Origin of the sequence: Phocaeicola barnesiae DSM 18169 = JCM 13652 (assembly GCF_000374585.1) — a bacterium.
In the GTDB taxonomy this organism is placed as follows: Bacteria; Bacteroidota; Bacteroidia; order Bacteroidales; family Bacteroidaceae; genus Phocaeicola; species Phocaeicola barnesiae.
Window position 1 is genome coordinate 172,056 of the sequence record NZ_KB894650.1, and the last position, 22,167, is coordinate 194,222.

Below are 22,167 nucleotides of genomic sequence, written 5' to 3' on the forward strand. Positions count from 1 at the left end.
TTATTAGATGTTCAAACCAGAGAAACACATAAATGCCATAGCCATCAGACCTACAGTGATAAATGTGATACCCAGACCTTTCAGCGGAGCCGGAACGTCAGAATAAGCCATTTTTTCACGGATAGCAGCCAGACCGACGATGGCCAGCATCCAGCCGATACCTGAACCCAGTGCGTAAGAGACAGCATCACCGATGCCACCGATGAACTTCGGGTCGGAAGGAGTCAGGTTGATGCGCTGCTGCATGAACAGAGAGGCACCCATGATGGCACAGTTTACGGCAATCAACGGCAGGAAGATACCCAGCGAAGCATACAGCGAAGGGCTGAAACGCTCCACTATCATTTCCACCAACTGTGTAATGGCCGCGATAACGGCAATGAAGAGGATGAAGCTCAAGAAGCTGAGGTCAATGCCCAAAATACCGTCGGCAGCCAGTACCTTCGTCTGGAGCAAATAGTTGACCGGCAAAGTCACCACCAGCACGAAAGTTACAGCAATGCCCAGACCGACAGCTGTTTTCACATTCTTCGATACCGCCAGGTATGAACACATACCCAGGAAGAACGCGAATATCATATTGTCCACAAAGATGGAGCGGACCAATAAACTGAAAAAATGTTCCATAATGTCTTTCCTTTACTTGTTATTCCTTATCTTGTAATTCAGGATGCTTCGCACGCTGGTACCATATCAGGCAAGCCACGATAATCAACGCCATCGGCGGCATCAGCATCAAGCCGTTGTTCACATAGCCGAACTCCTGGATAGCTGCATGGTTCAGGACATTGAAACCCAGCAACGTACCTGAGCCCAGAAGCTCACGGATGAAAGCCACGATGACCAGAATCTTGGCATAGCCCAGTCCGTTGCCCAGACCGTCAAGACAAGATTCCCACGGGCCGTTTGCCATCGCAAACGCTTCCAGACGTCCCATCAGGATACAGTTGGTGATAATCAGACCTACATATACTGAAAGCTGGACACTTACGTCATAGGCAAAAGCCTTCAGCAGTTCGCTTACGATAGTCACTAACGCAGCAACGACCACCAACTGTACGATAATACGGATACGGTTAGGAATGGTCTTACGGATCAATGAAATCACTACGTTAGAGAATGCAGTAATGATGGTTACAGAAAGTCCCATCACGATGGCCGGTTCCAGTTTGGAAGTAACGGCAAGTGCCGAACAAATACCCAACACCTGTACGGTGACCGGATTGTTCATGCTAATCGGGGTGGAGAACACTTCTCTATTCTTGGCTGAAAATAAATTTCCCATATTATATTTCCCCTCCTATTATTCTTTAGCGGTTAAAAACTTGGTATAGTTTCCCATGCAGTTCTTCAGCATCTGTCCTACGGCCACTGAAGTAATCGTACCTCCGGAAATACCGTCCACCTGGAACTCAGGCTTGTCAATCTTCCCGTTCTTTACGACATCCAGTCCGATGGCATCTCCGTCCAGCACGTTCTTGTCCTTGAACTCATTCTGGAAATGTTCGGTAGCGATTTCCGCACCCAGACCCGGAGTTTCTGATGCATGTGAGAAATAAGTGCCATACACGGTGTTCTTATCCTCGTTCAAGGCTACATAGCCCCAGATGGCACCCCACAATCCCGTACCATAAACGGGTATAACATACTTCTTCTGTCCGTCTATCTCGCAGACGAAAAGATGGGCTTCTCCCTTTTCCTTATATGCTTTCTCATATCCGGTAACGAAGCTGCCTTCGTATGGCTTCAGCGAACCGTCTTCAGCCACCAGCATGTCTTCTTTCACCACTTCGGCAAATTTGGCTTCCGCATCTTCCACTTCACGGATACCCAAAGCCGAAAGAATCTGTTTTTTCGTATCCAACTCTACATTTTTTCCTTGCAGGTCGCGCAAAGAAGAGCTGACGAAAGCCAGCAAGAATGCTACGATAACAACCATTACCGAAGCATAAATGATAGTATAAGAGTTACTATTGGTATTCATTGTATTTTCGGTTTTTATTTGTTAGACATAGCACGTTTTGCACGACGCGAAATATTGTTCTGCACTACCACATAGTCAATCAGCGGAGCGAAGATATTCATCAGCAGGATAGCCAGCATCATGCCTTCGGGATAACCCGGATTGAGCACACGGATGATGATGGCCATGGCACCGATCAGGAATCCATAAACGTATTTACCGTTCTCCGTACGTGAAGAAGTGACAGGGTCGGTCGCCATGAACACGGCACCAAAACAAAAACCACCCAGGCACAGATGTTCATACCAAGGCATGTGGGCCACTGCGGTATCCGGTCCCCATTGGTTGAACACCCAACCCATCACGGCACCACCAACGAATACTGACAGCATCGTTCTCCAGCTTGCCACGCCCGACCATAACAGGATAACGGCACCGATAGCAATGGCAATTACGCTCGTCTCGCCGATAGAGCCCGGAATCAGACCGGTCACCATATCCCAGGAGAAAGCAGGGCACTCGGCAACCTTTGCCACACCTAACGGAGTAGCGGCTGTCAGCCCGTCCACAGTCTTGCCCAAACCGAAAATGCTGTCACCGGACACCCATACCGTATCACCGGACATCTTGGTCGGATAAGCGAAGAACAGGAATGCACGGGTAATCAAAGCCGGGTTGAAGATATTCATACCTGTACCACCGAACACTTCCTTAGCGAAGATAACTGAGAATGCAGTAGCTACAGCCAGCATCCACAACGGACAGTCTACCGGAACAATCATCGGAATCAGGATACCTGAAACCAGGAAACCTTCCTGAATTTCTTCCTTCTTCCACTGAGCCACTACGAATTCGATACCCAGACCGACTACGTATGATACAATGATTTTCGGCAGGACAGCCAGGAAACCATAGGCAAACATTTCGATGAAGCTACCTTCTACACCGGCATGAGTGTAGTGCTGGTAACCCACATTATACATACCGAACAGCAATGCCGGCAACAATGCGATAACCACGAATGACATGATACGTTTACTATCGATGGCATCGTGGATGTGCGTACCAGTCTTCGAAGTCGTATTCGGGACGAACAGGAATGTTTCGAAACCGTCGAACACAGAGCGGAGAGCCTGGTATTTGCCTCCCTCTTCAAAGTTCGGCTTTATCTTATCGAGATAATTTCTTAACGCTTTCATTTATTAAATCGTTTTCGTATTAATTAGTTCATTAGCACATTTCACGACGGAGCATATCCAGTCCTTCGCGGACGATGCGCTGCAATTCCATCTTCGAAGAGCAGACAAATTCAGCCAAAGCGAAATCTTCCGGAGCTACTTCGTAGATACCGAGCTGTTCCATACGGTCGATATCACCGGCAATGATAGCCTTGATCAGGTATTCCGGCATGATATCCATCGGCAGAACCTTGTCGTATTCGTTAGACATGATCATGTGACGTTCGCCACCCTTGATACGTGCATCCAAGGTATATTCCTTGTTCTTGCCCATCAGCCAGCTGAAGTAAGAATGGCTGGTACTGAAATCGTTCAGACGCGGCATGATCCAACCCAACATTTCGTGAACGTCGTTTCCTTCCGGAATGACAGTCACCTGGCTATGGAAAGCGCCGAGGAATCCGTTGGCTGCAATCTTCTTACCAGTCAGTACGTTACCGCTGATGTAGCGCAGTTCGCGTTCCTTGTTTACATTGTTAGCCAGCACATCTGTCAGCAAAGCACCTACCTTCAGTTTGCAATAAGCCGGTTTCTTCACTTCCGAACCGGTAATGGCTACCGTACGGGTCAGGTCAACACGGCCGGTATTGAACAGGCGACCAATAAAAATCACTGCCTGCGGGTCGATTGTCCACACGGTTTCACCTTTATTAATAGGTGCGATGTGGTTGATCTGTACACCTACATTACCTGCAGGGTTCGGACCATCGAATACAGTCAGTGTTACATTTTTAGCCTGAGTCAAGGCAGCAGCCTTCTGGTTCACGCTAATACTCAGATAAGTCTTGGCAATCTTTGCCAGAGCATCCAGACCTGTCTGGAAGTTTGCTTCTTCACCCTTCAGAGCGATTTCGAAATCAGGAGCCAACGGATTCGAGTCGAAGGCAGAAACGAAAATAGCTCTCGGAGCAACAGTCGGATCAGCAATCACATCATACGGACGCTGACGGATGAAAGCGAACATACCGCCATTCAGCAATGCTTCCTTGACAGCTTCACCGTTCATGGAAGCAACGTTCTTCTTGCCGAATTCTTCGTAGTCCTGTTCTGCAGCTGCTTCTACGACGATGTTCATCACCTTACGGCGAGCGCCGCGCTCCACACTTGTCACTACGCCGCTTACGGGCGAAACAAATTTTACTTCAGGATGATTCTTGTCAATAAACAAGGGTCCTCCGGCCATTACATATTCCTGTTCCTTCACAACCACCTTCGGAGTTACACCTGTAAAATCATCCGGAACCAACGAATAGAATCCCGGCTCTTTTACAGCTACAACCTCTGCGGCAGCCTTGCCTTTCAGGTTTATGTCTAAGCCTTTACGCAATTTAATTAAATTTGCCATATTAGGTTATAAAAAATGGTTTTATAATTTGGTCGCAAAATTAAAGAAAAATAAGGGAAAAAAGAAAAGTTAAACCCCGATATTAAGGAAATAATTCCATAAATCGGGAGTCTAACCGACCGTTCACCGGAAATATCCGGTCTTCTCGTCTTCCTTACAAAAAGTCATCGTCTCAATTTCCCCTCACAAACCGCTGGAAATTATTCCTCATCAGCAAACATCGGATCCCATGCGGGCAGACGTACCGGCTCCTTCTTCAGGATATCAAGTACCTTCGAAGGGACGTATTTCTTCTCTACCACCAAGCGGAACATATACTCATTGAACCATTCGTCAGTCATGATCATGTGTCCCTGATAGCCGCTGTCTTTTCCCCAACTGTTTTCCACCATCCACTTCTTCGGCTTGCCGGCCTTGTCCAGGTCAACGGCCATCAGCGTCATGGCATGGCTGGAACCGCTGGCAAAGGTCTGTATGCGCTGCTTCTTGTCCATTCCGAATGTGGTACCCATCAATGAGTTGTAGTCGAAGTTGTTGATGTCGAGTACGCCGCGCTTGCGGTCCATGAACTTGCCTACATCACAAGAGAAATAAAGCATAGTGCTGTCTTTGATGGAAGCGATAGCCATCTGTTTGATGTCTTCGATGGGGAGATTCACATATTTCCAGTTCTTTCCGTCGTACACATGTCGGTCATAATCGATTTCATAACATTGGTAATAGTCACGGCTCGGATCGTTCATTACCATCACATAGTTTCCGTCGAGGTCATTCCCCAGAAACTCCTGATAGAAAGAAAGCGGAGTATATTCCTTCGTTACCCCATTAACGGTATAAGTGAAGTTCTTCACCGGTTCACCCAACGCCAACGCCAACATGCTGTATACTGTACCCAGCATTTCTGTCTTCTGCTGCTGTAAACTCTTCGCATCTGCGCCTTTTGCAGCCGTGTCGCGGAGCTGCAGACCAAATTCACGGAGCTTCAGTCCCAGCAACCGGTTCAGTTCATCGGTATGTTCACTGCTGTAGGTTTCCGGCATGACGGAAGCTGGTACCAGTCCGTACTTCAGAATCAAGTCCGACACCCCGGTAAACTGCCCTCCATCCCCTATCGGATTCTTGAACAGCCATTCCACCATTTTGTCATCCATCGGTTTCTCACGGGTATCGATGATGCCTTGCAGGAACAAGTTCGATTTTTCCAACTGGTCATAGAAGAAATTATAATTCTGCGAGAACTCCATTTCCTTCAGACCGTATTTGGCTATCATCTGCGCACGAAGCACATTCAGCCCCGTAAACAGCCAGCAACGTCCCGACTGTTTCTGGTTGGTAATGCCTACCGAAACCACTTTATCGGAAAAGTTCGCGTCAAAATTAGCCAGGCTCTCCTGGTTACGGGCCAGCACTCCCAGCGAAGTGCCCGCCATTGCGTTATGGATTGCCTTGTCGGCAGCAGTATGCTTGTAGGTGCCTTGAATCTGCTTCAGCATATCTGCAGAGATTCCCCCTTGTTGTGCCTGTGCGCCTAAAGCCATTGCCATAAGGCAAGCCAAAGTCATCTGTTTTTTCATGAATTGTTAAAGTTATCTATTTGGCAACAAAAATAACTAATTTCCAAGAAATCCAAAAAGTTTGGCTATACCTTTCTATCATTTTTAATAGATTCAGTTCTCTGTCTTCGGCATACGGACCGGTTTTACGATTTTATAACCGATTGCCGCCACCAGAATACTCATCAGCGGACTGATATAATTGAAGAAACAGTACGGTAAGTAAGTGAGCGTAGGAACCCCCAGGATAGTGGCTTGCGTCATACCACAGGTATTCCACGGTATCAACACAGAGGTCACCGTCACCGCATCTTCCGTAGTACGGCTCAACAGACGGGATTCATATCCTTCTTTCTCATAAATTCCTTTGAACATATTTCCCGTCAGGATTATAGAAATGTACTGGTCAGCTGTAGCCAGATTCAGGAACAGTCCTGTACCTACGGTCGAAGCAACCAACCCGACCAACCGGTGGGTGAAACGTACAAACAACGAAGTGATACTACCCAACATTCCGCAGGCTGTCATCGCTCCGCCCAAGCACATCGCACAAATAATCAGCCAAATGGTACCCATCATACCACTCATTCCTCGGGTAGCAATCAGTTCTCCCAATTCCGAAGTAGGCGCAGCCAGCGAAGTAGCCGAATAAAGAGAGACCAACGTACCTTTGAACAAGGCCGTCGCACGGTTGGCACAGTCACCCGCAATCTCCATAACCACCTCCGGCTGGAAAAGCAACATGAACACTACCGCCATCAGCGTAGAAAGGAACAAGGTAATGATAGAAGGTACTTTCTTGGCTATCAGAATACCGGTAACGACCGGAACCAGCAGCAGCCACAGGGAAATATGGAAACGCTCGGAAAGTCCGTCCGTAAACAAGGCAATGTGTTCTGTTCCGTTCACTGTATGAAAGAAGCCCGCCACTGTAAAGAGTATCAACGTAATAATCAGCGAAGGTACAGTAGTGAACATCATGTAACGGATATGAGTGAACAACGGAGTTTCAGTCACCGAAGAAGCCAAAACGGTAGTATCCGACAACGGTGAAATCTTGTCGCCGAAATATGCGCCCGAAATGATGGCACCGGCCGTCCATCCCTCGGCAAAACCTTGTGCCTTGCCGATACCCATCAAGGCAATACCGATGGTAGCAATCGTAGTCCACGAACTTCCGGTCATGACAGACACCACCGCACAGATGATGCAGCACGAAACCAGGAAAAAGCGGGGATGAATAATCTGCACACCATAGTAAATAAGCGTAGGTACTACACCGCTCAGCATCCATGCTGCTGAAAGTGCTCCGATAATCAGCAGAATAATCAAAGCTGTACTTACTCCGGTAATGTTATTGACAATAGCGCATTCAAATTCTTTCCACGGAATCCGGTAACCGGCCATGCCGACCAAAGTACATAAGGCGGTAGTGAAAAGCAGACAAATCTGACTACCTCCACTCAAGGCATCGGAACCAAAAATGGAAATGGTGAAAAATAAGAGAACTACTAAAACTAGAATCGGAAGAAGAGACACCCACGGTGAAGGAATTTTTTTGTTTTGCATCATTGCTTGTTACTTTTATTTGCTTTAGCTACCAGTACCGAAACGCTATCGGCCCCACTGATTATCATTTTCTATTTCTATGCAAAATTCTGAATATATTTTCAATTTATCACAATCAGACCCCTAAAATTCAGCTTTTTTAAATTTTTATAGACCTTACAGAGGAAGAAAATGCATATTCATGTCATCTGTATACATTTTCGCAACACATGGCATTGCCCAAGCATGATGTATTTAAATATTTTCTTATACGACAACCTTAATAAAATTCTTAAAAACTCCCTCCAATTGTCGGAAACTTTCTCCGATATTTGTACTTTTGTATGTTTAAAGACTTATGAGCCATTTCGTTCGCATAAAACATACCATCCGATTCACAGCCATCTTGCTGTTGACACTCTACTTCGGAGTCATTCTGGCGCTGAACATTCCTTTTGTACAGCGAAAGCTTTCCATCATTGCGTCAAACGAACTCTCTAAATTATTCCGTACAGAAGTGTCTATCGGGAACATTGATTTAGGCTTGCTGAACCGCGTTATCATCAGTGATTTACAGGTAAAGGACCAGGCTGGAGCCGACCTGCTGCTCATTCCCCGCTTCTCGGCTAAAATTGATATTCCGGCACTCAGCCAGCAAAAGATCCGTATCAATAGTGTGCAGCTATTCGGACTGGAGGCCAGACTACAGAAGACCTCTCCTACCAGCAAGCCGAATTTTCAATTCATCATCGATGCACTGGCTTCGAAAGATACAGTCAAAAAAGAAAATAAGATTGACCTGCGTATCAATTCCATATTGATTCGCAGAGGGCATGTTTCATACGACGTACTGACAGCTCCCCCCACTCTGGGAAAATTCAACGCAAACCACCTGAACATCAGTGACCTTTCAGCCATGCTTTCACTGAAAGCCTTAACTTCCGACTCCATTAATGCTCATATCCGCCGCATGAGTTTCACCGAACATAGTGGATTCCAGCTGAAACAGCTTTCCGTAGGAGTTATGGCTAACCGACACAGCCTGCGTACAATGAAATTTACGCTCGAACTGCCGAACTCCACGTTAAAGGTGGACACCCTCGCGGCTAAGTTTACAGATTTGTCTCAACTGACCAGTTTATCCAATACATTAACCTATCGGGGGCGTTTGCATGCCGACGTTGCATTAGCTGATCTACAGGCATTTGTACCGGCATTTCATGAGGTAACAAGTCCATTCCAGTTTGGTATGGCATTTCATGGAAAAGGGAAACAGGTTTCACTTTCCCGGCTTCGTATCACAACTCCGGGAGAAGGATTGAACATTGACATCAACGGACAAATGGATGGTAGTGACCCTACCCGAGAACCACGTTTCTACAGTGAAATAGCCAAAGCTGAAATCGGCTCCGAAGGTATTGAATGGATTTTACGTAACTTTACCGGAAAAACAGACATGCCTCCCGTATTGAAGAACATTGAGTTCATTCGATTTAACGGCAAAGTCTCAGGAGTCCCATCCCAATTGACAATGCATGGATACATACGCTCAGGTGTAGGAGCTATCCAGGCCAACGTTACCATGCACAAGAATCCCCAGACCCAAGCACGAAACTTTTCCGGTCATGTAGCCAGCGACAGCTTACAGTTAGGGAAACTTCTAGGAAAAGAAGAACTGTTGGGTAGTACCGCCTTCGATTTGAATCTGAATGGATTAAAATACCAGAACGGACGTGCATCGTCTTACATCAAAGGGAAGATTGCTACATTGGAATACAAGCAATATGCATATAAGGATATCACGCTGGATGGAGAATATAATCCGGGAGGATTCAACGGCCGTCTGTATATGGATGATGAAAACGGTTCCATACACATCGACGGTAGCTTCCTGACCGAAAAAAAATCACCTGATTTCAACCTGAAAGCTACTGTCCGGAATTTCCGTCCCAACAATCTGCATCTTACAGAGAAATATGAGAATACTGGCATTTCACTCAATCTCAATGCGGATTTTACCGGTCACAACATTGATGACATGCAGGGATTTATTGCGATAGACAGTCTTTTACTGGATAACCCCGATACCGAAAAGAGTTACTTCCTGCAAAGTTTCCGAGTTTCTGCCAATAAAATCAGTGAGGAAGAGAAAAGATTAAGCATCCGTTCGTCTTTCTTGAACGGTGATTTACAGGGCAGATATTCCTATCAAACTATCTGGCCAAGTATTTTACGTATCTTAACCCGATACCTGCCTTCACTTTTCCCTACCGACAAGAAGCTGCCGGAATCCACCAATAATTTCCACTTTAACCTCCACCTGGGAAACAGTGAATTTCTGCAAAAGGTATTGGATATTCCTTTGCAATTAGATATGCCGGTTACACTGAACGGGTATTTCGACGACAAGGATCAGACGCTCGACGTGAAGGGTGCGTTTCCACAATTCTATTATAAGGGCAGTTATTATGAGTCTGGGAACCTGTTGCTGAAAAACTCCGGAGACAGATTGGAAGGATTAATACGTACCACCTTCCAGACCAACAAAGGAGCCATGATTAACCTGGCACTGAACACTTTGGTAAAGAATGACCGCTTGTATACAAACCTTTATTGGGGGAACGATGCTCAAGTGACTTATAGCGGAAGAATCGGAGCCATCACACAGTTCAGCCATCCGGAAAAGCATCGGAAACTACGTACTCAGATAGATTTGCAACCCAGCAAGTTCATTGTCAACGATACTGTATGGAACATACATCCCTCTACCATCCGTATTGAACGGGATACCGTTGAGGTAAGCAATTTCCTATTCGAGCACAACAATCAGTTCCTGAAAATCAACGGACGCTTAGGAAAGACGGAAGCGGATTCCTGTCTGGTAGACTTACAGAACATTAATCTTCAGTATGTCATGGACATTATCCAGTTCCATGCAGTCAAATTCTATGCGCTGGTCAGTGGGAAGGTACACCTGAAGCATGTACTGGCAGAACCTGATATTTTAGCTGATTTGGAAGCTAAAGATTTTTCACTCAACGATGCTTTGTTGGGACAGGCAAAAATCGGAGGAGCCTGGGACAAGGAAATCGGAGGCATCCGGCTGAATGCTGATATCTGGAACGATACCGTATTTACCCGGGTAAACGGTTACGTCTCCCCCAAACTGAAAGGATTGGACTTGAATATCGAAGCCGGTGGAACCGACCTGGCCTTCCTGCAGCCCTTCATCAAAGGCATCTTCAGCGATACACATGGAGCTGCCTATGGAAACATACGCTTGTTCGGTCCCTTCTCAGGACTTGACCTGGAAGGTGATGTCAAGGCGAACATGGGATTCAAGGTAGACATTCTCAATACCCGCTTTGAGGCAAGTGCCGATTCTGTACACATTACTCCCGGTTCCTTCCAGTTCAAAAATGTACAGTTGAAAGATCCGGAAGGTCATACAGGAACAGTTGACGGTGAGTTGAACCATACCAAACTGAAGAACCTGGCCTACCGTTTCCACTTCAATGCCCGGAATATGCTGGTCTATTCCACCGATGATGCAACCCCAGAATTTCCCTTCTACGGACACATATACAGTACCGGAAACGTTTCCTTACGCGGAGGAGACAACACATTGGTCGTAGAAGGAGATGTACGAGCCGATAACCGGACTTCTTTCACCTATGTACTGGGAGCTGCCGCCGAAGCTACCAGCAACCAGTTCATCACCTTTGTCGATAAGACACCCCGGAGAAGACAGGAAGTGGAAGTACCCGATTTCTTCCATACAAAAGCGAAAACGGCTCAAGAGGATAATGATACTCCGATGGATATACACATCAACCTGCAGATTGAACCGACGGAACAGGCACAGATGAAAATCATTATGGATCCGGTAGCCGGCGACAACATATCAGGAACTGGTACCGGAAACCTACGTATCAGCTTCTTCAACAAGGGAGAATTCCAGATTTTCGGAAACTACATCATATCCGAGGGTATCTACAAACTGAGTATGCAGAATGTGATTCGCAAGGATTTCACCTTGAGCCCGGGAGGTACGGTAACCTTCAACGGAGACCCGAGAACAGCCAATCTGAATGTACAGGCCGTTTACACTGTCAATTCAGCCTCTCTGAACGACTTGATTCAGGATGCCACCACATCCCGGGGTAATATCCGTGTCAACTGTATCATGAACCTGAGTGGCCCGATGACTTCACCGAATCTGTCATTCGACCTGGAATTACCGACTGTCAATGAAGAAGACCAGGAACTGGTACGCAGCCTGACCAGTACAGAAGACCAGATGAATACCCAGATCATATATCTGCTGGGTATCGGTAAGTTCTACCCTTACGACAACGGTGCAGGGAATACTCAATCATCTGCTACCAGTTCGCTGGCGTTCAGTACCCTGTCCGGTCAGTTGAACAACATGCTGTCGCAGGTCATCGACAGCCAGAACTGGAACATCGGGACAAATCTCAGCACCGGCCAGAACGGCTGGAACAACGTAGAGGCAGAAGCTTTCCTGTCGGGACGACTGCTGAACAACCGACTGATTCTGAACGGTAATTTCGGTTACAAGGAAAATACATTGGCCAATACCAATTTCATCGGTGACTTCGAAGCCATCTGGCTGTTGACCCGAAACGGTGAATTCCGTTTACGCGGATATAATCAGACCAATGACCGCTACTTCACCAAATCTACCTTGACCACCCAAGGTATCGGTTTGATTTACAAGAAGGATTTTACTGACTGGAAAGAATTGCTTGACTGGTTCCTGCATCGCAGAAAGATGCGCAAGTCAGACTCCGATAAGAAAACAGAAAAACAATAGAATAATAGATTACGACACATGAAAAAAGACTTTTTTTTACCGGCCGAATGGCACCCGCAAAGCTGTATTCAACTGACGTGGCCTCACGCTGACACAGACTGGGCCTATATGCTGGACGAAGTAGAAGCCTGCTTCCTTCAGCTAGCTACTGAAATAGCTACCCGCCAGCCGTTGCTGCTGGTCGCCCCGGAATTTCCGGCTGCACTGGAGAATGTCCCTTTTCGTCACAATATCCATTACCTCGCCTGCCCAACCAACGATACCTGGGCACGCGACCACGGATTCATCACTCTACTGGATGCTGACAAGCAGCCTCTCCTGCTGGATTTCTGCTTCAACGGCTGGGGCATGAAGTTTGCCGCTTGCAAGGACAACCTCATCAATTCCCGTTTGTATGAAAGCGGTATGTTGAACGGTACTTACATCAACTGCCGGAATTTTGTCCTCGAAGGAGGGTCCATTGAAAGCGATGGAGAAGGGACCTTGCTTACCACTGCGCCTTGCCTGTTGGCTCCCAACCGCAACGATACCCTTTCCAGAGCCGAAATCGAAGTCTATCTGAAAGAACGGTTCAACCTCCGGCAAGTATTGTGGCTGGAAGACGGCTACCTTGCCGGTGACGATACAGACAGCCATGTAGACACCTTGGCTCGCCTTTGTCCGGACCACACCATTGTCTATGTACAGTGTACAGACCCTGCCGATGAACATTACGAAGCCCTGCACCGCATGGAAGAGCAGCTGAAGAGTTTTCGTACGCTCGACGGGAACCCTTACCGACTGCTGCCACTGCCGATGGCCGCCCCTGCTTATGCCGATGACGAACGTTTGCCAGCCACCTATGCCAACTTCCTCATCATGAACGAGGCTGTACTCTATCCTACTTATAACCAGCCGGAGAAGGATGCCGAAGCCGCCCGTATACTGGCTACGGCCTTCCCCCGTCACGAGATTGTGGGAATAGACTGCCGTGCCCTCATCAAGCAGCACGGGTCGCTGCATTGCGTCACCATGCAATATCCCGAAGGAGTCTTCCCATCCCGGATTAAATAATTGAACAAAGACAACCATTCAAAAACAAGATACAAGACATGAAAAGAACCATTCGCGTAGGTATCGTCCAGCAATCATGCACCAACGATATCAAATTCAACCTCGAAAAACTGCACCATAACATTGCCACAGTAGCGCAGGCAGGTGCTCAATTGGTAGTACTCCAGGAACTGCATAACACCCCGTATTTCTGTCAGACCGAAGACACCAACCTGTTCGACCTGGCCGAACCGATCCCCGGTCCTTCTACCGGATTCTATAGTGAACTGGCAGCCGCCTACCACATCGTGCTGGTCACTTCCCTTTTCGAACGTCGGGCAGCCGGCTTGTACCACAATACAGCCGTTGTTTTCGATACAGATGGAAGCATGGCCGGGAAATACCGCAAGATGCATATTCCGGACGATCCCGCCTATTACGAGAAATTCTATTTCACACCCGGCGACTTGGGTTTCGAGCCTATCGAGACATCCATCGGTAAACTGGGCGTACAGGTGTGCTGGGACCAGTGGTATCCCGAAGGAGCACGCATCATGGCCTTGAAAGGAGCTGAACTGCTGATTTATCCTACCGCTATCGGCTGGGAAAGTACCGACACACAGGAAGAGAAGATGCGTCAGTTGGGTGCATGGGTTACCGTCCAGCGGGGACATGCCGTAGCCAACGGATTACCGGTCATTGCCGTTAACCGTGTGGGATTGGAACCCGACCCGTCGGGACAGACCAACGGTATCCAGTTCTGGGGAAACAGCTTCGTAGCCGGTCCACAAGGGGAACTGTTGGCACAGGCAAGCAACCTGAAAGAAGAGAACCTGGTGGTGGAAATAGACATGAACCGCAGCGAAAACGTACGACGCTGGTGGCCGTTCCTGCGTGATCGTCGCATCGACGAATTCGAACAGCTGACCCGACGCTTCATCGATTGAATTTATCCAAAGGATTTAATTATTATCCCATAAATCCACAGAATAAATTCGTCACATAAGCAATCAGAGCAGCTATCAGACTGACTCAGGAAAATGTATTCAGATAGTAAGTTGATCGTCTTTATACATACCCGAAACGAGACTGGCTCACTCGCACGTGAAACAGCCTCGTTTCTTTCATACAGAATAATATCATAGAAGGGTTATACCCTCCTTATGTCCGACAAAAGAGTCCCGGCACACTCCACAAACAAGAACCACAGTCGGAACTATTCAATAAAAACTCGAAGCGATAAACAGCCGCCTTCGGACAAATAGAGCCCCATCAATGTTTCTCCCAAAAACTCGGAGCAAACATCAGCAGGATACCGAAGACTTCCAGACGACCGATCAGCATCAGGAAAGACAAAACCCATTTAGCCGCATCGGGTAAAGCATTCCAAGAGAAAGCCGGACCAAAAGAGCCAAGTCCAGGGCCTGTATTTCCCATACTTGAAAGTACGGTACCTAATGCGTCTTCCAGATTCAGTCCCATGAATACCAGCAGCGTCCATCCCACAAAGGCACATATCAGATAGAGGATGACAAACGTACCTACCGTGGCCAATGTATTCTGCGAAACAGCCTGTCCATTCACTTTCACCGGTAATACAGCACGCGGATGCATCAGACGGTTAAACTCGTTCTTTACATTCCGTAGAAGGATTACTACACGCATCAATTTCACACCTCCACTGGTAGAACCTGTACATCCTCCGGCCACCATGGTATACAGAAACAGCATCCACGTAAACGGTGCCCACATATTGTAATCGTCGGTTCCGAATCCACAGGAAGTATGCAGGGAAGCTACCTGGAAAAATGCAGACCGGAAAGCCCGTTCCAATCCGTATCCATTATGCAACACCAATGAAACTGTAATCAATAATGTCACCACCATCACGGAAGTCAGAAAAGCCTTGGTTTCATCATCTTTGAACAAATGGCGTACCTGTCCGCGCAGACACATGAAATACAGAGAAAAGTTGATGCTGGACAACAACATATAGATGGCAATAACGTATTCAATATAGGCCGAATTCCAATGAGCAACACTGGTCTGCTTCGTCGAATACCCTCCGGTTGCAGCCGTCGCGAATGCATGACACACAGCATCGAACAAGTCCATTCCACCTATCAGCAACAGAATAATCAAGGAACCGGTAATCAGCAGATAAATCAGCCACAACCATTTGGCCATCACACTGATTTTCGGATGAATCTTGTCGTGTATCACCCCTGTAGCTTCCGCCGAGAAAAGCACCTGGTTACCTACACCGAAAATCGGCAATACAGCGATGGTAAAGAAGATAATTCCCAAACCGCCGATCCATTGTGTAAAACTCCGCCAGAAAAGCATTCCGTGCGATAAAGCCTCTATATCATCCAGAATAGTGGCCCCGGTAGTTGTAAAACCAGACATCGTCTCAAAAAAGGCATTCGGAATAGACGGAATAGCTCCGCTGATATAAAAAGGAAGCATCCCGAAAGCGGTAAACAGCAACCAGGTAAAAGCTACGATACAGTAACCGTCCCGACGGGTCACCGTATTGTCGGCATGCCGACCTAACCATACCAATACACTCCCTACCCCAAGATTCAGAAGGGCACAATAGACGAAATAAATATAATCCGATTCGTCGTAAATTACCGATACACAACCGGAAATGAGCAGCAATATAGCCTCAATAGCCAGTAAAACGCCCAAAATACGGAAAATCATTTTCCTGTTAATAAGGCTGTTACCGTTCCGATTTCCTGTTACGTGTATGTCATTAATCAAAAAATCATCCATAAGACCTGTTTCTTTTGAAGTGCAAACTTACGCAAAAGGTAGGATTTTTCAATAAAATTTCCGTAATTTGCATATAATTATGCATAAAATACTCATTTAACCGATTACGTATGAACAAACTTGCACTGCAACTCCTCAAAAAATGGGGCGGAATTGACGTCGACCAACTACAGGCCGACCTCAGTCGGATGCAGGAAGAGAAAAACCAACTCTCCGGCCGGTTGAACCAGACCGTCAGTAGTCTGGAAGACCGGCAAAATCAACTTGTCCGGCTGCAAGAAGAACTCAAATCACTGAAAAGCAAACAGCAGGAACAGGAAGCGAAACTCACCTCTCAGCAGGATGAAAGTCAACAAAAACTGAATGACTTGACACAGCTGAAGGAAGAAACCGACAAACAACTGGCTGTACTTACCCAACAGAAAGCTGAGCTCGAACAGAAACTAGCTGAGCTCATCCACCAAACGGAAAAATCTGTCAAAGAAATAGCTACGCTCAAACAGCAGAAAACGGAAACAGAACAAAAGCTGACTGAGCTGACCAACCAAAAGGATATAACCGACAAACAACTGGCTAAGCTCACCCAACAGCAAGATGAGCTTGCACAGAAACTGACGGAACTGAATAACCAAAAAGAAGCATCAAATAAAGAACTGGCTGAAGTCAACCGACAGAGAACAGAGTTAGAACAGAAACTGTCCGATTTATCCCGACAAAAAGCAGAAACCGAACAGAAACAGACTGCTCTGATGCAAGAGAATACAGCTTTGACCGAAGAAAATAAAAAACTTCAGCAATCTGTATCCCAACAGAACAGTCAATTAGAGAATCTCCATACACAGCTCCAGTCTTTACAGACTGCCTCAGAAACAGCATCAGCCAGTTCGCAAAAAGAATTACAGGCAGTACTTCAAGAGAAAACAGCCCTGACCGAAGAGTTGCAGGCCATCAAAGCCGAAATGGAAACCACCCGTCAAGCATACGAAAAAGCTAAATCAGAAACATCGGTTGCACGACAGGAAGCAGAATCGGCAAAAGCTGAAAAAGCAACAGTCCAAATGTCCGTACAGACTCTGCAGAAAGATCTGGAGGCCTCTGAAACTGCTTTGAAAGCTATGACAGAAGGTCTGGAACTTTCGAAGAAGGAAGTAGAGACATCCAAACAAATGCTGGAAGTTTCGTTGAAAGAGCTGCAGGAATCCAAACAGGCTTTACAAGGCTTCCAGGAAGAATTGAAAGCCGTCAAGGCCGCATCCGAGGTCAAAAAGGAAGAATGGACCTCCCTGCAAGAAACACTCCATACGCAGCAGAAAGAGCTGGAAGCTTCAAAAACGGAACTGAAGAATCAGTTAAAGGAGCTGGAAACAGCCAAAATAGCTTTGGAATCCCAACAGAAGGAATTGGATGCAGCCCAAAAGACATACGAAACCCAACAACGGGAACTGAAGACCGCCCAACAAGAACAGGAAGCTTTCCAACAAAAATTGGCAACCGAAAAGGAAGCCATAGATTCGCAGAAAGAAGAACTCGCAGCCTCACAGGAAACACTGAAGACAAAACAGGAGGCCTTTAATACCTCCCAAGCTGCATGGGAAAAACAGCAGCAGGAACTGGATGCGTTCAAGCAGGCAGTAGAAGCCGACAAGCTAGCGTTGGAAAACGCAAAGTCTGAATTTGCAATACAACAGAAAAACCTGAACGAAACGATCCAGACTGTAAAGGCCGAAAAACAGGCCCTGGCCACTTCCCAAAAAACACTGGAAGACCAATGGAAGAAACTGGAAAATACCAAACAGGAACTGGAATCCTACCGGAAAGCGTTGGAAGCAGAAAAAGAAGCGTTGGAGGAACAGAAAACCGCACTCCGAAACGCTATGGAATCTACTGAAACGACTTCGGAAAAACCCGAAATGCCACGGGTAACCAACGAAAAGGAAGAAACCACTTCCAAGGAAGAAAAAAGTCCTGCAGCTACAACTGTTTCAGCAGCAGTACATCCGCACAAGCTACCGGAAGCGGAAGAAGAGAAACCCCGGAAAGAACCGGCAGAAGAATTGCGTGAAAAACGGGCTCTGCAGGATGAACTGACAAACATCTCCCGCAAACAACCGTACATCCGTATCACCTCGACCGATTGCTGCCAGTTCCTGTTCGAAGCACGTCACCTGCAGATCAAAGCCGGACTCTTCGACTGGGGCGTAGAAGGTACGGAAATCATCCAGGGAGAACCCCAGTACATTCCTCACGATGCCATCGCCCGCATTGAAGGACTGGACAGTCTTTTCGCTACCGACGAAATCGCCTGCGACTTCTCTTGTCAGGAAGGTGCAGCTGAAGCCGCCGAATTGCTATTGCTGGCCATCTGCTGCTGCCAGCCCATGCGCATCACTTACCGCGACAAGAATGGCCGGATTTCTCAAAAGACACTCTACTACGCCTGCTTCTTGCCGGGCGAACCAAACTTCACCCTACCTTATCCGGGTATGTACCGCGATATGCTGGGCGATGAAATGGACACCGACCACATTGCAGCCCGTTGTGCCGGTTACGCCGAACCACGCATCTTCAGTATCAACCAGATACAAGCCGTCCAAGTGTTCGACGCATTCTTCACTACCTCCGAAGGAGTAGAGACCATCCAGGAAGCCATCCAGTTAGCTACCGAGTGTGGACAAGAAGAAATGGCAGACCTGCTGACCAACCGTTTGCGGGAAACCATCGGTGAAAAATTTCCTTGACAAATGATTCAAATAACCAGAAAGCCCTGTCTGACTCATCCGAAGTTCAGACAGGGCTTTCTATTTATTCATTTTTCACCGGACTCATCCGATTATATGAGGGACAAAAGCCGACAAGTTATCAGTAATTTCCGTACAGTTTTCACGGATACCGATTCCACCCGCTTCCCCACCGATAATCCAAGAACCGATAATCGGATAACGGCCATCATACACGGTAGGCTCCACATATTGCTGATAGATATAGGCTCCCCGATTATAATCACCTTCTGTTTCCGGAACCAGTACCCGTTCCTCCCAGTTCCGGATATCCAGCACACTGACGTTGTGTCCTTCGCGGGCATAGACAGGTTTCTTGCAGTAGACACCGTTCTGCGGACGCGACAAGAATGCCGGAAGCACATATGGAGAATCCGGGAAAAGTTCAAAGAGCGTTGTCAGGATGGCCTTATTGGACATCACCAGTTTCCAGACAGGTTCTACCCACTGCACATCGGCCATACAGCCGTCGGGGCTCTCGTCCACCATCCATTCCCACGGATAAAGCTTGAAACAGCGTTCCACCTTCTCCCCGCTCGGATCATAAAATACCCCGTCCTGCAGATTCAAGGCATTGATGTCAATCACTCGGGTAGAGAGACCAGCTTCACGGGCCGTACTGGCCAAGTATTGCAGATTACCTACATCTTCTGCATTGTCCAAAGCCCCGGCCAGATGTAGGATACTTCCTTTCTCGAACATATCCTCCCAAGACTGTACCAGCCCCTCATGAATACCGTTATACTGGTCAGCTTTGGGGAAACAGGCTTCTTTCCACTGCCACTGAATGACCGCCGCTTCCAACAGAGAGGTAGGCGTATCGGCATTGAACTCCAGAATGCGTGGAGTCCCCTGTTTATCAAACATGAAGTCAAAACGGCCATACAGACTCAATTCATCAGCCTCCCAAGAATTCCGGATAAGCTCCACAATTTCAGGCGTCAGGTCGAGCATCCGTTCCAGTTTGTCCAGTTGCTGTTCTATCAGGTAATCAGCCGTTTCGCAATACATGCGGTAAGCTTCCGTAGTAGCCGTTTCCAGTTTCTCCACTTCCGTCTCCGACAATTCGTAATAGGCGTCTTCCTTCCAATAGTCCATGTGATAGTCGAAGCCCAAGGCCTCGATAGCATCCCGGTAATCAGCCCGGGGTGTCGTCATGATACGTTTCATCCGTTTTCTCCTCCTGATTAACTGCCCACACTGAATGAACGGCTTTTCGTACCGAACACGTGACCGCTCGATTTGGAAGAAGTAGAAGAAGGACGTACCTTCACATTCGAAGGCGAAGCAACCCGCGAACCGTTCGCATCAGTCCAAGAGCCTGTTTTCGGATAATAATAATGGGTCGTACTCAACCCGTTAGCCACCGACGGCATCAGTGCCCATCGCATCAGCATGGCGTTATAGATCCATTGGTTTCCCTGGCTGTCACGGTATTCTTCCTTGTCTTCCGGATTTTCGGGGAGTTCTGTCTTTTGGGTACAGGCAGCTACCGTCATCAGACAAAGGGCTGCCATCAAATAGTGTTTTTTCTTCATCGGATTAAATTTCTCGGATAATCGGTATGACAAGTTCCGGAACAATAGTATCTTTCATCTGTAACATACTGTCATCCGGACTTCTTTTGGATATATCCCATTTGGCGAACAAAGATAATAAACTTATCCGGAACCGCAATATGACCGGAATATGTTCCATAACCTGACTTCAGATAAGTACAATTTCAGCCGTAAAACATTGGAAACCTCTTATAAAATTCGTTCCTTTGTAAAGGAATGCCGTTTTATATGGCTCCACTGAAACAAGAACTTTTTTACGTTTTACATAAACTGCCATCTATGAAAGGTATCGTTTTGGCCGGAGGTTCCGGCACCCGTCTGTACCCCATCACCAAAGGGGTCTCCAAGCAATTACTGCCTGTCTTCGACAAGCCCATGATTTATTACCCCATTTCTGTACTGATGCTGGCAGGTATTCGGGAAATCCTTATTATCTCAACTCCCTATGACCTTCCGGGATTTAAACGTCTGTTAGGAGACGGTTCTGATTACGGTGTACATTTTGAATATGCCGAACAACCCAGCCCTGACGGACTGGCTCAGGCTTTCCTGATCGGTGAATCATTCATTGGCAATGATGCGGTCTGCCTGGTATTGGGCGACAACATCTTCCACGGAAACAGTTTCACCGTGAAACTTCGTCAGGCTGTAACCGATGCGGAACAGCAGGATATGGCTACGGTTTTCGGATATTGGGTCAGCGATCCGGAAAGATACGGTGTAGCTGAGTTCGACAAGGAAGGGAACTGCATCTCCATCGAAGAGAAACCGGAACATCCGAAATCCAACTATGCCGTTACCGGTCTATATTTCTATCCGAACAAGGTTGTGGAAGTAGCCAAAAACATCAAACCTTCAGCCCGTGGTGAGCTGGAAATCACTTCGGTCAACCAACGCTTTCTGGCCGATAAGCAACTGAAGATACAGACTTTGGGCCGCGGATTCGCCTGGCTGGACACAGGTACACATGATTCTCTGGCAGAAGCTTCCACCTACATCGAAGTCATCGAGAAACGACAGGGACTGAAAGTAGCTTGTCTGGAAGGAATAGCTTTACGGCAGGGATGGATTACCCCTGAAAAGATGCGTGAACTGGCACAACCAATGTTGAAAAACCAGTATGGACAATATCTGCTGAAGGTTATTGACGAGCTGTCCCGAGATTAAGTATAAACTGGATGGAAAAACGCGTTGCCGTATCTTAGGGAACAGCAGATACCATTAAATATTCTGATAAGACACAGGTAGGACAGCATAAGTCTGCTCCTACCTTTTTTTATGGAATTGGCTTCACGCCTTCACAAGCCAGGCAGCAGCCTGGTATACAAGGCATTTCCGGTGAAAGGGGTGTTTCACCGTGAAGGATATGTCCCGCAAGGGAGGATTCACGGCGGAAGGCCGTGCGGGGCGTCCGGCGGACCGACGGCACGCCGGGACACAAAAAAGCCCCGGACCTCCTTGCGGAATCCGGGGCCTCAAGACGGCGACTACCTACTCTCCCACTTGCGCAGTACCATCGGCGTGACGAAGCTTA

General features: G+C 47.3%; 15 protein-coding genes. 5 read left to right on the top strand and 10 right to left on the bottom strand.

Features of this window, described 5'->3' with window-relative positions; translation table 11 throughout:
• Nucleotides 1-3 precede the first annotated feature (3 nt).
• The 7 genes from nqrE to C510_RS0109850 all read right to left on the bottom strand — a co-directional run bounded on the left by nqrE (nucleotide 4) and on the right by C510_RS0109850 (nucleotide 7,668).
• Nucleotides 4-627, bottom strand: a complete 624-nt coding sequence (gene nqrE / locus C510_RS0109820) for an NADH:ubiquinone reductase (Na(+)-transporting) subunit E (protein ID WP_018711168.1) — start codon at nucleotides 625-627, stop codon at nucleotides 4-6.
• 19 nt (nucleotides 628-646) lie between these two features.
• On the bottom strand, nucleotides 647-1,285 hold the full coding sequence (locus C510_RS0109825) for an NADH:ubiquinone reductase (Na(+)-transporting) subunit D (RefSeq protein WP_018711169.1): 639 nt from the start codon (nucleotides 1,283-1,285) through the stop codon (nucleotides 647-649).
• Between the two features lie 18 nt (nucleotides 1,286-1,303).
• Nucleotides 1,304-1,984, bottom strand: coding sequence for an NADH:ubiquinone reductase (Na(+)-transporting) subunit C (nqrC, locus tag C510_RS0109830; protein ID WP_018711170.1), 681 nt, complete (start codon nucleotides 1,982-1,984; stop codon nucleotides 1,304-1,306).
• 14 nt (nucleotides 1,985-1,998) lie between these two features.
• Complete coding sequence (locus C510_RS0109835) at nucleotides 1,999-3,162, bottom strand: NADH:ubiquinone reductase (Na(+)-transporting) subunit B (RefSeq protein WP_018711171.1); 1,164 nt, start codon at nucleotides 3,160-3,162, stop codon at nucleotides 1,999-2,001.
• Between the two features lie 31 nt (nucleotides 3,163-3,193).
• Nucleotides 3,194-4,546 carry a Na(+)-translocating NADH-quinone reductase subunit A gene (locus tag C510_RS0109840; RefSeq protein WP_022339627.1) on the bottom strand — a complete coding sequence of 451 codons (1,353 nt, stop codon included), beginning with the start codon at nucleotides 4,544-4,546 and terminating at the stop codon, nucleotides 3,194-3,196.
• Nucleotides 4,547-4,746: 200 nt separating this feature from the next.
• Nucleotides 4,747-6,120 (bottom strand): C1 family peptidase, encoded by a 1,374-nt coding sequence (locus C510_RS0109845; RefSeq protein ID WP_025892298.1) that lies wholly within the window; start codon nucleotides 6,118-6,120, stop codon nucleotides 4,747-4,749.
• Nucleotides 6,121-6,213: 93 nt separating this feature from the next.
• A complete protein-coding gene (locus tag C510_RS0109850; protein WP_025892299.1) occupies nucleotides 6,214-7,668 on the bottom strand; it encodes a Na+/H+ antiporter NhaC family protein in 1,455 nt (484 codons plus the stop codon).
• Nucleotides 7,669-8,005: 337 nt separating this feature from the next.
• Here C510_RS0109850 and C510_RS0109855 point away from each other — a divergent pair, with 337 nt between their 5' ends.
• From C510_RS0109855 to C510_RS0109865, 3 genes are read left to right on the top strand one after another with little or no spacing between them, the layout of a single operon-like run.
• Entirely contained in the window at nucleotides 8,006-12,484 is a 4,479-nt protein-coding gene (locus tag C510_RS0109855; protein ID WP_018711175.1) for a translocation/assembly module TamB domain-containing protein, read from the top strand.
• An 18-nt stretch (nucleotides 12,485-12,502) separates the two neighbouring features.
• Nucleotides 12,503-13,537, top strand: a complete 1,035-nt coding sequence (locus tag C510_RS0109860; protein ID WP_018711176.1) for an agmatine deiminase family protein — start codon at nucleotides 12,503-12,505, stop codon at nucleotides 13,535-13,537.
• 38 nt (nucleotides 13,538-13,575) lie between these two features.
• Nucleotides 13,576-14,463, top strand: coding sequence for a carbon-nitrogen hydrolase (locus tag C510_RS0109865; RefSeq protein WP_018711177.1), 888 nt, complete (start codon nucleotides 13,576-13,578; stop codon nucleotides 14,461-14,463).
• 325 nt (nucleotides 14,464-14,788) lie between these two features.
• On the opposite strand, the gene C510_RS0109870 is transcribed toward C510_RS0109865, so the two are convergent.
• On the bottom strand, nucleotides 14,789-16,297 hold the full coding sequence (locus tag C510_RS0109870) for a TrkH family potassium uptake protein (protein WP_018711178.1): 1,509 nt from the start codon (nucleotides 16,295-16,297) through the stop codon (nucleotides 14,789-14,791).
• 110 nt (nucleotides 16,298-16,407) lie between these two features.
• Between C510_RS0109870 and C510_RS0109875 the strand changes: the two genes are divergently transcribed.
• On the top strand, nucleotides 16,408-19,035 hold the full coding sequence (locus C510_RS0109875; RefSeq protein WP_018711179.1) for a coiled-coil domain-containing protein: 2,628 nt from the start codon (nucleotides 16,408-16,410) through the stop codon (nucleotides 19,033-19,035).
• An 84-nt stretch (nucleotides 19,036-19,119) separates the two neighbouring features.
• Here the strand turns inward: C510_RS0109875 and C510_RS0109880 are convergent, their stop codons facing one another.
• On the bottom strand, nucleotides 19,120-20,244 hold the full coding sequence (locus tag C510_RS0109880; RefSeq protein ID WP_018711180.1) for a glutathionylspermidine synthase family protein: 1,125 nt from the start codon (nucleotides 20,242-20,244) through the stop codon (nucleotides 19,120-19,122).
• Between the two features lie 17 nt (nucleotides 20,245-20,261).
• Nucleotides 20,262-20,612 (bottom strand): hypothetical protein, encoded by a 351-nt coding sequence (locus tag C510_RS0109885; protein WP_025892300.1) that lies wholly within the window; start codon nucleotides 20,610-20,612, stop codon nucleotides 20,262-20,264.
• Between the two features lie 300 nt (nucleotides 20,613-20,912).
• On the opposite strand from C510_RS0109885, the gene rfbA reads away from it, so the two are divergent.
• Nucleotides 20,913-21,800 carry a glucose-1-phosphate thymidylyltransferase RfbA gene (rfbA, locus tag C510_RS0109890; protein ID WP_018711182.1) on the top strand — a complete coding sequence of 296 codons (888 nt, stop codon included), beginning with the start codon at nucleotides 20,913-20,915 and terminating at the stop codon, nucleotides 21,798-21,800.
• The last annotated feature ends 367 nt before the right edge of the window (nucleotides 21,801-22,167 follow it).